Annotated in this window: 11 protein-coding genes; 2 read left to right on the plus strand and 9 right to left on the minus strand. The window is 66.7% G+C overall.

All coding sequences use genetic code 11. The features are described from left to right. Positions 1 to 3: 3 nt before the first annotated feature. From G5B46_RS14825 to G5B46_RS24860, 8 genes are all read right to left on the minus strand, one after another. Complete coding sequence (locus G5B46_RS14825; RefSeq protein WP_165259795.1) at positions 4 to 252, minus strand: hypothetical protein; 249 nt, start codon at positions 250 to 252, stop codon at positions 4 to 6. 246 nt (positions 253 to 498) lie between these two features. After that, positions 499 to 1251, minus strand: coding sequence for an LOG family protein (locus G5B46_RS14830; protein ID WP_165259797.1), 753 nt, complete (start codon positions 1249 to 1251; stop codon positions 499 to 501). A 122-nt stretch (positions 1252 to 1373) separates the two neighbouring features. Continuing rightward, positions 1374 to 4226, minus strand: a complete 2853-nt coding sequence (locus G5B46_RS14835; RefSeq protein WP_165259799.1) for a TonB-dependent receptor — start codon at positions 4224 to 4226, stop codon at positions 1374 to 1376. Positions 4227 to 4618: 392 nt separating this feature from the next. Next, positions 4619 to 5842, minus strand: coding sequence for an MBL fold metallo-hydrolase (locus G5B46_RS14840; protein WP_240903495.1), 1224 nt, complete (start codon positions 5840 to 5842; stop codon positions 4619 to 4621). Beyond that, complete coding sequence (locus tag G5B46_RS14845) at positions 5842 to 8244, minus strand: TonB-dependent receptor (protein WP_240903496.1); 2403 nt, start codon at positions 8242 to 8244, stop codon at positions 5842 to 5844. Before G5B46_RS14845 ends, G5B46_RS14840 begins: the two co-directional genes overlap by 1 nt. Positions 8245 to 8350: 106 nt before the next feature. Further along, complete coding sequence (locus G5B46_RS14850) at positions 8351 to 9316, minus strand: FecR domain-containing protein (protein ID WP_165259801.1); 966 nt, start codon at positions 9314 to 9316, stop codon at positions 8351 to 8353. Next, positions 9282 to 9887 carry an RNA polymerase sigma factor gene (locus G5B46_RS14855; protein WP_165259803.1) on the minus strand — a complete coding sequence of 202 codons (606 nt, stop codon included), beginning with the start codon at positions 9885 to 9887 and terminating at the stop codon, positions 9282 to 9284. Before G5B46_RS14855 ends, G5B46_RS14850 begins: the two co-directional genes overlap by 35 nt. A 249-nt stretch (positions 9888 to 10136) precedes the next feature. Next, positions 10137 to 10949 (minus strand): ATP-binding protein, encoded by an 813-nt coding sequence (locus tag G5B46_RS24860; protein ID WP_165259805.1) that lies wholly within the window; start codon positions 10947 to 10949, stop codon positions 10137 to 10139. 194 nt (positions 10950 to 11143) lie between these two features. Here G5B46_RS24860 and G5B46_RS14865 point away from each other — a divergent pair, with 194 nt between their 5' ends. After that, positions 11144 to 11326 (plus strand): hypothetical protein, encoded by a 183-nt coding sequence (locus G5B46_RS14865; protein WP_165259807.1) that lies wholly within the window; start codon positions 11144 to 11146, stop codon positions 11324 to 11326. Between the two features lie 175 nt (positions 11327 to 11501). Here the strand turns inward: G5B46_RS14865 and G5B46_RS14870 are convergent, their stop codons facing one another. After that, positions 11502 to 11933, minus strand: coding sequence for a MerR family transcriptional regulator (locus tag G5B46_RS14870; protein WP_165259809.1), 432 nt, complete (start codon positions 11931 to 11933; stop codon positions 11502 to 11504). 83 nt (positions 11934 to 12016) lie between these two features. On the opposite strand from G5B46_RS14870, the gene G5B46_RS14875 reads away from it, so the two are divergent. Continuing rightward, entirely contained in the window at positions 12017 to 13255 is a 1239-nt protein-coding gene (locus G5B46_RS14875; RefSeq protein ID WP_165259811.1) for an NADH:flavin oxidoreductase/NADH oxidase family protein, read from the plus strand. Positions 13256 to 13316: the final 61 nt, after the last annotated feature.

Raw genomic sequence — 13316 nt, forward strand, 5'->3', positions numbered from 1 at the left:
TGGTCAAGCTGTTGGTGTGGGCGCGCTGGAGCGGCGCCCTAGGAATGGAGGGCGTTCAGAAATCGATCGCTCAAGGCGTTGCATTTCGGCGCGCACCGACGGATCGGCGCGGTGGAGGCTGACCGCCACGGCGCCTATCAATTCGAGGTCCGGATTTGCCAGACGTCGCTGCTGGTCGGTGAGCCGTTGCAGGTAACGCGTGTCGGCCTTGGCGGGGTAGTCGGCGATAGCTTGATCGACTTCAATCGCCATAGCCGAAAGCCTGGCTACGATACTGGTCGCTCGGGCGGCCCGAAGAGCAGTCGAAAGATCAAGCATGGCCGCTGGGTAACAAATTGTCCTTACGGTCTCATTTTCAAAGATGACCTAGCTGTGGGTGAAGCTGCAATCTGCATGCTTCTGCTTCCGCCGAGCTGCCGGAAGTCGATCGGTGCTAGCGAGGATGGGGTTCTCTCCGCCTAGTCTCGGTTGGATGGGCATCGCGGAAGGGGCTTGGGCCTAGGCTTCGCTCGCCGGATCAGAAGCTGCGGAGCGGTGCCAGATCGGTTCGGCCGTCGCGGCATAGTACGACTGAACGGCGTCCCAGGCCTCTTCGGCCGACGATACGAAACGGATCAGGTTCAGGTCGCGCCTGTCGATCATGCCGCGTTCGACCAGCGTCTCCCAGCCCACGGCGTTTCGCCAGAAGTTGGCGTCAAAGAGGACGATCGGAATGATCGGGATCCGGCCGGTCTGGATCAGCGTCAGGACCTCAAACAGCTCGTCGAGCGTGCCAAAGCCGCCGGGGAAAACCGCGATCGCCCTCGCTCGAAGGACGAAGTGGAGCTTGCGGAGCGGAAAGTTCTCGAACTGGAAGGTCAGCTCCGGCGTGACGAACGGATTGGGACCATCCTCCCAGGGGACTGCGACGCCTAGGCCGATCGAGGCGCTGCCGACGTCGGCGGCGCCCCGGTTGGCCGCTTCCATGATCGATGGTCCAGCGCCCGAGCAGACGACGAACTGGCGTCGCCCGTCCTCGTCCGGCGGCGATGCGCTGGCAAGGCGTGCTAGCGCCCGGGCCTCTTCGTACGGGGAGCGCCGATCCTTCACGATCAAAAGGCTATCGATCGGCGGGGTTCTCGCCGAGCCGAAGATCACGAACGTCGAGGCGACCCTGGCGTTGTCGAGCAGGATTTCCGGCGCCAGCAGTTCGCGCTGGAACAGAGCGTCTCGCTCGTCCGAGATCGAGCGTTCTTCCGGCGTGGTCAACATGGTGCGGCTCTCAGGAAAATGCCCCCGGCGCGACTGCGCCGAGGGCTTGGTCGATGGCGCGGCGCTCCGATCCCGCTCTAGGTGCGGGATCGAATACGACGCCAGGCAGCTGGCGGAGTGGATCAGAACCGCGCCTTGGTTGAGATGAAGACGTCGCGGCCGCGGACGTCGTAGGCGCTCGGATAGGTGTTGCCCTGATCTTGGTTTGACCCAAGGACCGGCGCCGGCTCGTCGAGCAGGTTGTTGATCCCGGCGGTAATCCGAACCTGGTTGGCGAAGGCGTAGGACACCGAGAGATCATACAGATTGTAGGCGTCGATCTTCTCCACGGCGTAGGTCGTCGAGGGATCGCCGTCCTTGACCGCGCCGAGATGACGCCAGCGAAGGCTCGTCGTCAGCGGGCCGTCCTGCCAGGCGAGGGTCGAAACCCACTTTTGCTTGGCCTGCAGCGTGCCCGTCGACGAGCTGAACTTGCCGGCCAGGTCGATGAGCGAGGAGGACGCGCCGCCAGTCCGCAGCTCGTTCTTGTCGGTATAGGCTCCCGTCACCGACACCTGCAGAAGGCTGCGATCGGAGAACGCTCCGAACGCAAGCGGTCGGCTGTAGTCGGCCCGCAGGTCCCAGCCGGATGTCTTCTGAGAGGCGAGATTGCTGTTGGGCGTGGCGGCGATCTGGCTCTGCAGGATCATGTCCGAGACATCGATCGAGAAGTGGCTGAGCGATGTGCTTAGGCCCGGCGCGGCGCTGGGCGTGAACACCGCGCCCAGGATGAGACTCTTGGAGGTCTCGGCCTTCAAATAAGCGTTGCCGTTGAACCCGTACAGCTCCCCGAGGCTGGGCGCTCTGGTGCCGCGCTCGTAGCGTGCGACAAAGCCAATCTGCTGATTGGGGGCCCAGAATCCGCCGAGGTCATAGGTGTAGGTCGAACCCACGGCGTCGAGCGAATAGTCCGAGTAGCGCAGGCCGCCGTCTACCTGCAGCAGGTCGATGAACGGACGACCCGCGGCGATCGGGACCTCGAGCTGACCGAACACCTCGCGGACGTCGTAATGACCGTTGGCGGCGGTCGCAGCCGAGAAGCCGACGACATCGCCAGTCAGCAGAAGCGCGTCAGGCGTGTAGCGACCCGAGTTGCGACGATACTCGCCGCCGACGGTGACCGTGGCGTCCTTGGCGCCCAGGCCTAGGTTGAAGAGCTCGCCCTGGGTCGAGGCGTGCGCCACCGACAGGTCCGACTGCTCGTTGTTCTGCAGCACAACCGCGATGGAGCGAACCATCTCCGGAGTCAGGCTGCCGGGCCCGTAGATGTTGATCGTCGCCAGCTCCACCGCCTTGGTGAAGGCGGTCAGAGAAACCCCGCCTTGCTGGGTGTTGGCGTCGCGGGTCGAGGCATAGCTGAAATAGGCGTCATAGCTCCAACGTGGCGCCAGCTGGCCCTTCACGCCAAGCACGGCGCGCACCGCGCGGCGGTCGTACTCGCTCGTCCGTGCGCCGACCTCGCTGAGGCGGCGATAGATATCGAGGATCGCGACACCCGCGCCCGGCAGATAATAGTTGGTCGTGTAGGTCGTGTCGGGACGAACGCCGGTGGCGACGAAGGCGGCGCGAATGAGTTCTTCGTTCGCGTCGATGGCGGCGATGGCGGCGTTATCAGCCGCCGTGAAGAACTTGGCGTTAGCCGCGGTGTTGATGCGGAAGCGGCCGGTGATCTCCGTAGGTGCGAGCTGGGTGGTGACGGTGTTGCCCGAATAGGCCAGTTCGGCATAGGCGGTGATCTGCGGATTGACCTCGTATTCGCCGAAGGCGCCGATCGACCACCGGGTCTGGGGCGTCTGCAGGTAGATGTCGGGCGCGGCGTTGTAGCCGTCATCGACGGAGTAGTTTCGCGAGGTCGCGCCGGGAGCCGAGAATGTGGCGCCGAGGCTGCTGCCGAAGGTGGTGCCGGCGGCGCGGTTGACGACGACCGTCGGCACGCCGCGCGCGCCCGGAACGGTGATCGTCGGAGCGATGACGAAGCGACCGCCCGGTGTGCTCGTGGAGATCACCGGCGTCAGCTTGCCGCCTTGGTCGGCCAGCGGCACGCTCGAGACGGCGCGCTCGCCCTGCGAGATCGCACTGCGATCGAGGTACTCGCCGTAGGCCGTCAGATGGCCCTTACCGCCAGCGAAGTCGGTCCCGAGGGCCAGGTGTGCGGCGAAGCGTTCGCCATCGCCGCGTCCGGTCAAGCCGTAGTCAGCGCCGACCTCCAGGCCGTCGACCTTGCGCAGGCGGAAGTCGATCGCGCCCGCCAGGCCGTCCGTCCCCGCTTCGACGCCGCCGGCGCTCGATACGCCCTCGATGAGGAAGGTCGGGATGGTGTTCAGGTCCACGGTTTGAGACAGACCGCTTGGGATGTAGCGGCGACCATTGACCAGGACGAGGGTGCGGTTAGCGCCGAGGCCGCGCAGGTTGGCGGTGGCGGTCCCGTCACCGTCGCTGTTGGAGAAGGCGGTCTTGTCGCCGACGAACTGCGGCAGCGCGTTGAGCGCCTCCTCGGCGTTCAACGTCCCCCATCGCGGCAGGCCTTCACCAGACAGCAGGCGAGATGCATCGTCCTTTGCAGCCGAGCTGAGGATGCCGGAGACATTCTGGGCCTCGGCAGGGGGCGTCGCCGCGGTCGGCTTTGGCACCAGCTGCAACACGACGGTGGTCTGTTGGGTCGCGGCCAGGTCGGTGCCCGCCAGCATGCGCGCCAGCGCTTCCTCCGGCGTGAAGTCGCCCTTCACCGGGTTGACCGTGATCCGCCGCGCGCCCGCGGGCGGCTCGATGTACGGCTGGCCCGTCTGCAGGGCGAAGAGCCTCATCGCGCTCACCGCATCGACGGCGGGGATGTCGAAAGCGCGCTGTTGCGCCGCCGCCGGAAAGGCGCAGGTCATCAGGGCCAGAGCGGCGACGCCGCTGGCCAGTGTAAGCTTCCGCATGATGGTGTTGCCCATTAACGCCGGCTTTGCCGGCCCCATCGGGTTGGAGGCGTGGTGATCGGTTTCCCGCCATCCGTTCATTAAAAAATTTATTACCCGCAGCAGTCGCGGTGCATGTTGGCGCCGCAGCGGAGCAGCATGTCGCCGCGTTTCACCGCAAGATATGCGCGGCCGCCCCAGGAGGAGACCGACGCGACGCCGTCGCATGCCCTCCGTGCTGATGAAATGGTGGAGGTGGGGCGTGGAACGGTGGGCGCGCGTCGGGCATCGGAGATGCGGTCCGTGCGCCCGGTCGATGCGTCACGCGCCCAGGGGATCGGGAGGGCGCGTGACGCATGCCCGGCCCTGAACGCGGGCGCCTCCACGCCACATCACGTTCCGCCAAGCTTGGTGAGCCGGTTGGCGGTTCAGGCCGGCCAGACTGCCGACTGCGAAACGACCCGATCGCCTTCGTCGCGGTTGTCGGTGACGACGACGCGGAAGCTCGAGCCGCCAGGCGCGACACGAACCACGAGGTGGCCGTCGCGCGAGGCCATTTTGTCAGTGAGCCACTTGTGAGCCAGCTCGTTGGCCGGCGACAGGCCGGTCGCGAAAACCTCGCGCGGACCAGGATAGAGACGCTGGCTGAGGATCCGCTCCAGAACGTCGCTGCTGGGGTGAGCCACATGCCAGCTGGGGATGATCCAGGCGCGTGGCTTCAGGGCGCGCACGACGTCGGGTCCTGTCGCGTCGAACATCCCATGATGGGCCGCGACCGCGACATCGACCTGACCGGCGACCTGCGCCGCCGGCGTCTCCACGTCACGCCAGGGGAGGGCGCCGTCAAAACTATGGCTGGTCAGGTCGCCGGCCGCGAAATAGCTGAAGGCGCCGTAGCGCAGCCGCAGCGCCGTCGACAGGGCGTTCTCGTCGGGCACGTCGCCGGCCGGCAGGCTTTCGATCGGCGGGAACAGCCGCCGCGTGGTCTCGCCCTGTCCGGTCCAGACCTCGCCATTGGCCGCCAGGTTGCGGATCTCCGCGCCGGCGAGCACCAGTTGGTCGGCGACACCGACGCGGAAGCGTTGGACCTTGCCGCCCGCGCGGATGCGATCGCGGACGAAGGCGACATAGTTGGTGGCGAACGGCGCCGACCAGGGCTTGGGAAAGGCGTAGTCGGGGAAGTCCCGATCGACGAGAAGATCGATCGGCAGCTGCGCGGCGACGTCCGTCACGCCGGTGAGCTTGTAGGCGCCGTTGGGCGACAGCGGCGTGTCCGGTCCGACGTCGCCGATATGGTCAGGGTGTAGGTGGGTGACCAGGAGGGCGCCCAGCGCCTTTCGCCCGGTGGCCGCCAGATGGCGCCGCGCGTAGCGCCCGATCCATTCGCCGGGCCGGCGCTCGGGGCCGGGGCGGATGTCCAGGCTGGCGGGGGGCGGCGTCGCCGTCGCCCCCGCATCGATCATCAGGCTGGATCCGTCCGGCCCGATGATCAGCGTCGAGTCGCCCTTGCCCGTGGCGATGTGGTGGATGTCGAGGCCGCCGCGCCGCCAGGGACGCAGCGGCTGACCGACCACGTCGTCGGAGGACGGCGGCGCGGCCGCGCCCAGCGCCGCGGCGCCGAGCAACAGACCGCGCCGGGTCAGCGGGCTCATCAGAAGCGCGCCGACAGCATGACGCCCACGGTGCGCGGCTCGCCCAGGTATTCGGCCAGCACGCCCTGGGTGGAAGGCGTCAGCACGAAGTCCACGTCGCCGAGGTTCTTGGCCCAGACCGTCGCCGTCCAGCGACCGTTGGCGCTCTCGTAGCCCAGCGACAGGTTAGTCAGGGCGTAGGACTCGATGTGCAGGTTCGCGTCCTTGGTCGCGCCCGTGTAGTAGCCGTCGGTATAGGCCCAGCTGAGCGCGCCGGTCAGGTAGCCGGCGTTGCTGAGCGGGAAATGGACGTCGGCCGCCAGCGAGCCCTTGTTGCGCGGCGACGAGCCCAGCGGATTACCGGTGTTCACCGCGCCGCCCGGGATGACGAAGTTGTCGTAGACCGTGTCGAGCAGGCCGTAGTTGGCCGACAGGTTCAGCCAGGTGATCGGACGCCAGGTCGCCTCGATTTCCGCCCCCTCGACCGTCGCCTGGCCGGCGTTGGTGATGGTCAGGATCCGGGTGACGTTGTTGAAGAACAGCTCCTGCTTGTCCTTGTAGTCCATGTGGAAGACCGACGCGTTGACCCGCAGCGTGTCGTTCAGCCACTGGGACTTCACGCCCAGCTCGTAGTTGGTGACGGTCTCGGGATCGAACGGCTTGGTGAGCGCCGAGATCACAGCCGCGTCGGTGTTGAAGCCGCCGGCGGTGTAGCCGCGGGTGATGCTGCCGTAGACCTTGAGGTCTTCCTTGGGCGACCAGGTCAGAACCGCGCGGGGCGTGACCTCGCTCCAGTCGGCTTTCAGGTCGCGACCGGTGAAGCTGCCCGTGGCCGGGTTGACCGCGTCGGTGCGAACGAGCGAAGCCGTCTTTTTATCCTGCGTGTAGCGCGCGCCGAGAACCAGATCGAAGGCCGCCGGCAGGTGAAGAGTGCCGTCGACGAAGACCGCGTAGCTCTTGGTTTTCACCGCTTGGTCGGTGAGGATATTGCTGGAGACGTTGCCCGTGACGGCCGCGAGGGTGCGGTTGCGCAGCTGACGCTTGGCATCCTCGTCGGCGTAGTAGACCCCGGCCACCAGGTCGCCGCGCGACCACTTGGGGCTGGCCCAGCGAACCTCCTGCGAGAACAGCCCGACTTCGTCGACGTCCCGGCTGACCGACTGGGAATTGGTTCCGGTCAGGAAGCGATAGCTGACGCCGGTGCCCGAATAGTCCTCGCCCGACTGCGACTTGCGATAGCCGGTGATGGCGGTGACCTGACCGACCGGCGCGTCCCAGTAGACGCGGCCCGAGGCGCCCCACTGGTTGCGCGCGAAGCCCTGCAGATAGCCAAGCTCCGAGGTGCGGCGATCGCCATCGGACCCGGCCCCCTTCGACGAGAGCGTGCGGCCGCCGTTGCTATCGTCGGAATAGTCGGCGCCGAGCAGCACCTCGACCGTGTCGCTGGCCTTCAGCCGGGCCTGGCCACGCACGCTCTTGCTGTTGAGATCGTCCTGTTCGCGGCCGGTCAGGCGGTCCTTGCCGTACCCGCTGTGATCCTTGAACGAGCCTGCCAGGCGAAAAGCCAGGCGCTCGCCCGCCGCAAGATCGACGCGACCGTCGATCTGCCGCAGATCGTAATTGCCGGCCCCGACGCGAACCGAACCGGAGGTGTCGCCGAACGCGGGCTTGCCGGTGTCGAGCACGATCGCGCCGCCGGTGACGTTACGACCGAAGAGGGTGCCTTGCGGGCCCTTCAGAACCTGGACCGAGTTGAGGCCGTAGAGCTCGAAGGTCGCGGCGCTGTTGCGGGGGATGAAGAGGTCATCGAGCACGACCGCAACCGGCTTGTTGGCGCCGATCTGCGAGAAGGTGTTGGTCGCGCCGCGAATGGCGATCGTCGGGCTGCTCTGGTTGAAGGACGAGACCAGCAGGCCTGGCGTCAGGCGCGAAACGTCGCGCAGGCTCTCGACGCGATAGGTGTCCAGCGTGCGGCCCGAGAAGGCGGTCAGCGAGATCGGAACGCCCTGGGCGCTTTCCTCGCGCTTCTGGGCGGTGACGATGATGGTGTCCAACGCCGCCGGTTCGGCCGCCACGGCTTCAGCCGCCGCCGGCGTAGTCGCGCCGGTCGCCGGCGTGGGCGCGCGGCGCAGGACGATGACCCCATTGCTGTCCGAAGCGATTTCCAGCCCGGTGCCGGCGATCAGCTTGCGCAGCGCCGCCCGGGCGTCCATCGAGCCCTTCAGGGCCTGCGTGCGAATACCGCCCAGGCCGTCGGCCGGCGCCACGACCTGCAGGCCCGCCTGACGCGCGAAGGCCGAAATGGCGGGCGCGGCGTCCTGCGCCGGAAGGTCGAAGTTGCGTTGCTGCGCGGCGGCCGGCATGGCCACGGCGAGGATCGCCAGAGCGGCTGCGCCGCTGGCCAGGGTCTGCTTGAGCATCATGGTGTCGCCCCGAAGTTCGCCGGTCCCATGCCGGCCTCAACGGGGTGGAGCCTCGGTGACGAAACTCCCGCCATGTCCTCCCCGAAAAAAGTTCCGTCGGTCGGCGTCAGCCGCGCGAGAGGCGCACCCCGTCTGCCTGCTCGACGGCCCGGAGGCCCAGACTCAAGGCCGCGGCCTTGGCGAACCCGTCCGGGTCGCTGGCCGAGAACAGACCTGTCATCTTGAGCCTGGCCACAGCCGGGTCGTCAATGAAGATGCGGCGATCCGAATAGCGCGCGAATTCGTCGGCCGCCTGGCCTAAGGTCAGGCCGGCGAGATCGATCTGGCCCTGTCGCCAAGCGAGGGCGCGGTCGACGGCGGCCGCCCCAACCTGTGTGGGTTGAAGGGCGCCGGCGTCGCCGACATCGACGGCGTGCTCGGCCGCCAGTCGTACCGGCTTGCCTTGCGAGCCGCGCCATACCTCGACCACGCCTTCGCGAACGACGACCCCGACCTGACCGTCATCGCGGTTGCGAACCGTGAAGCTCGTCCCGACCGCGCGCACGCGCACTTGGCCGGCGACGACGACGAACGGACGCGCCGCGTCCTTGGCGACATCAAAGAGAGCTTCGCCGCGCAGCAGATCCACGCGTCGCATCTTGCTGTCGAAGACCGTGCGTATGGTGGTTTCGGTGTTGAGCGTCACCGCCGAACCATCCGAAAGCGGAGCGCGGCGAATGTCGCCCTTGGCGGTCTTGAGGCGGCCGCGCAGATTGAGCGCGCCGTAGCCCAGGAGGCCGATCACCGATGCGGTTGCCAGAACGCCGCCGCTGGCCAGGAGGCGCCGGCGCTCGTTCGCCTTGGCGGCCGGATGTGTCTTGGGAGCGAAATTCGATCCCAGGCCCTGTGCGCGATCGAGATGGACGCTGACCGCTAGCGCCTTGGCGTAGGCCCCGGCCCGGCGAGGATCCACGGCGGCCCAAGCCTCGAGCGCGGCCTGATCTTCGGCCGACAGCGGCCCGCGATCGACGCGCGCGGCCCAGGCGGCCGCGGCGGCGTCAATTTCGGCGCTGGTCTCTTTGGTCGTGGTCAACTTTACGCAGATCCTGGTCGTGTTGATCCCTAGATGCATGGGTGCGCGATTTTCCGCCACGTCCCATTGCATTCATCAACACGCCAATGCCCTTTCCGACGTGTTTCTCGACCGTGTTCTCCGACACGCCCATGCGCAAGGCGACCTCGCGTTGAGACAGGCCATGGACCTTGCGCAGGGTGAATGCCTCGCGGCATTTCACCGGCAGCCCGGCGATCAAGGCCGCGATGCGGCCCAGCTCCTGGCGGTCAGCCGCGATGATCTCGGGGGAGGGATCGGGGCAGGGCGGTTCTAGGGCTTCGGCCTCGGCCAAGGCTTCGAAGGCGACGATGCGACTACGACGCAGCGTGCGCAGCACGACCGATTTGGCCACCTCGAACATGTAGGTGTGCGGCGTCTGAATGTGATCGACCCGCTCGAGCGCGGCCAGGATCGCATAGGTCTCCTGGACAATGTCGTCGATCTCCAGGCCGGCCAGGTTGCGGCGTGAGAGCCAGGCGCGCAGACGCGGCTCATGCGGCAGCGCGTTGCGCGCCAGCCAGATCGCTCGCTCATGAGTCGCCAAGGTCATGCGGGCAGCCTGCTAGCAGCGGTTTGTGACAGCCAGACGTAAGCGCAGGAAAAGCATCGTTCGCTGAGGTGGATGTCTCAACGCACTCTTATCGGGCTCTCATCCGCTTGGCTGCATGCTTTCAGCGCAAGGCGCAGGACAAGTATAGGGCGTATATTGGCCGTGCCTCGATGCAGGGTGGCGGCCGTTCTGATCGGTGAACTGTCCTTGTCGCCTCCGCAAGGCGTTCGATGTGTAGGCAGGCCTCTCCTAGGAAAATCGCCCTGGCCGTGATGGTCCTTTCACCACCAGCGCCTGACGGTGGAGGGGCGAGACCGCAAGCGCGGATGTGATCGCCGCAAGCAAGTCCACGGCGACGACCGGCTTGCGCACGACCCCGTCGAAGTCGCCGTCCCTCTGTCCGTCGGCATCGGCGCCGGTTGTTTCCGCCTCAGCGGTGAAGGCCAGGATCGGCGTCGACTGATTGAGCCCGCAGCTTTGGCGGATGGCGGCCGCGGCGTCTCGGCCGCTGATCCGAGGCATGCGCAGATCCATCAGGATCACGTCGAAGGGCGACTTGGCGGCCGCAGCTATGGCGGCGTGCCCGTCTTCGGCGTCGACGACGCCAGCGCCGAAATGCTTGAGCAGCGCGCGGGCCAGGCCCCGATTGGCTGGATTGTCGTCGACGACGAGTATCCTTACGCCATCAAGTCGGAAGTCCTCCTCGTCGCGCTCGATCTGAGCGTCGTGATCGACGGCGCGGGCCGGCAGGCGAACTGTGAAGCAGCTCCCCGCTCCAACCTGGCTTTCGACCTGGATGTCGCCGCCCATGGCTTCTGCGAGCCCTCGGCAGATCGCCAAGCCCAGGCCGGCGCCGCCGTGACGGCGTCGGGTCGAGCCGTCGACCTGCGAGAACCGCTGGAAGAGTTTGTCGATCGCCTCGGGTGCAAGGCCCTCGCCGGTGTCGCGCACCGCGAGCACCAGTCGGCCCGGGCCCTGTTCGTAGGTGATCTTCACCTCTACCGCGCCGGTCGGCGTGAACTTGATGGCGTTGCCGAGCAGATTGACCAGGATCTGGCGCACGCGATCGGGGTCGACGGCGATGGACCTTCGTCATTGTCGGCGTAGCGGCCTATCTTGTGACGATCCGAGCGCTCGCCATGGCCCTGAGGAGCTATGCGGTTCCAGGCCAAAATCGACTGCGCCGATTGATGTGGTTGGCCTACATGGCAGCTGGCCTCGTCGCCGTGGCGACGGGTTGCCGAGATCCAGACGGTATGCGCGCAGTGCTGCATCAGGCCGCGCCCCAGGGCCTGATCCTCCCGCTCGGCATTCTGCTGCTCAAAAGCGAAGGCCCGGCAGTCGCGGCCGATCCAATACGCTTCAGCATCGGTTGGTTGGTGGTCGCCAGTCTAACATTGGCCGGCTCGGTGCTGTGGCTGGGACCCGGCTTGATCTAGCCGCCTCTTCTCTATGGCCAGAGCCACGGCTAGGGTCTCAGATGGATGCGCTAGAGAGACCAAACGCCGACCGCTGTCATCAGCGCTGGCTCATGAGCGTCCAAGATCCGGAGCGATCCCAAGGTCGGCTCCTGGCGCAACCTGCTCATTTCCCGGCTGGTTGAGGCAAGGTTGCTCAGGCGCTTTTGACCGTCCGTGTCGAAGCGCTGCCCATAATTCGAGACAAGACCCGTCGGGCGTTGGTAGCGCAGTCGATGTCGTCGGGCTTGGCTTCGATCAGATCGATCAAGGCAATCAATTGCGCCTTGCTCTCGGCCAAGCGCGCTTCCAGCGCCTCGATGTCGGCCACCCGCCCACGCAGCGCGCTCATCAGCGCGTCGTGTTCCCAGTTCGTCAGGTCGGGCGGCAGAAGACGGCGGATTTCGTCCAGGCTGAAGCCCGCCTTCTGGGCCGAAGCGATCACCTCCAGAACCATGACCGCTTCGGCCGGATAGGCGCGGTAGCCGTTCGCTCGCCGCTCCACGGTGGTGAGGAGACCCTCGCGCTCATAGAACCGGATGCGCGACTGGGTGAGGCCCGTGCGCTTGGCCAGCTCGCCGATGTTCATGCCGATAGCTCCGAAAACGCCTTGACCTTAAACTTAACTCAAAGGTTAGAGGTGCCGCCACGCTTTTTCGTGGAGCCTTAGCGATGTCGCTCTTTTCCCCGCTCTCTCTGCCTAACGGCGCCGTCATTCCAAACCGCATCGCCAAGGCGGCCATGGAAGAGAACATGGCCGATGCCGATCACCTGCCGTCCGCGGATCTGATCACGCTCTACAAGGCCTGGGCCGACGGGCAGGCCGGATTGATTATCACCGGCAACGTGATGGTCGACGCCCGCGCCATGACCGGACCGGCCGGCGTCGTTCTTGAGAGCGAGCGTGACCTGGACAAGTTCAGGGCCTGGGCGACGGCCGCCCGCTCGGGCGGCGGCCAGGTTTGGATGCAGATCAATCATCCTGGCCGCCAGATGCCGGCGGCCTTGGGTCAGGAGACGATCGCCCCCTCGGCGATCTCCTTGGACCTTGGCGCGCAGTCCAAGGTTTTCCCGATGCCGCGCGAAATGTCGGCCGCCGACATCGCCGAGGTCGAGCGCCGGTTCGTGGCCACCGCCGTCCTGGCCGAGCGCGCCGGCTTCACCGGCGTGGAGATCCACGCCGCCCACGGCTACCTTCTCAGCCAGTTCCTCTCGCCGCTGGCCAATCATCGCAAGGACGACTGGGGCGGCAGCCTGGAGAACCGTGCGCGCCTGCTGCTGGATATAGTCCGAGGCGTGCGCGCGGCGGTCTCGCCGGGGTTCGCGGTAGCGGTCAAGCTCAACTCCGCCGACTTCCAACGGGGCGGTTTTTCGCCCGAGGACGCCCGCGACGTGGTCACCATGCTGAGCGGGCAGGGCGTCGATCTCGTCGAGCTTTCTGGCGGCAGCTACGAGGCTCCGGCCATGATGGGCTCAGCGCGCGACGAGCGCACCTTGGCGCGCGAGGCCTATTTCCTGGAGTTCGCCCGCGAGATCGGCAAGGTTGCGACCATGCCGTTGATGGTGACCGGCGGCATCAAGCGGCGCGAGGTCGCCCAAAAGGTGGTCGAGAGCGGTGTGGCCATGGCCGGCATCGCCACAGCGCTCGCCATTGAGCCAAACCTTCCGATCCGCTGGCGGGAAGGCAAGGCCGATGCGCCGTCCCTCAAGCCCATAACCTGGAAGAACAAGCCCATCGCCTCGTCGGCGCACATGGCCGCCGTCCGCTTTCAGCTGGTGCGCCTGAGCCGGCGGCGACGGACCGCGCCCAATATCTCGCCGGTGTGGGCTTTGATCACCTCGCAGATCCAGGCTCGTCGCAGCGCTCGCCAGTATCGTCACTGGATTACGCGCCGTCCTCAAGCGGCCTGAGCGCAACGCTCCTACCGTCGGCGGTCGGACCAGACCGCTTCGAGCACCTCATCAAAAGGTT

Source organism: Caulobacter sp. 602-2 (assembly GCF_011043625.1).
Lineage (GTDB): Bacteria > Pseudomonadota > Alphaproteobacteria > Caulobacterales > Caulobacteraceae > Caulobacter.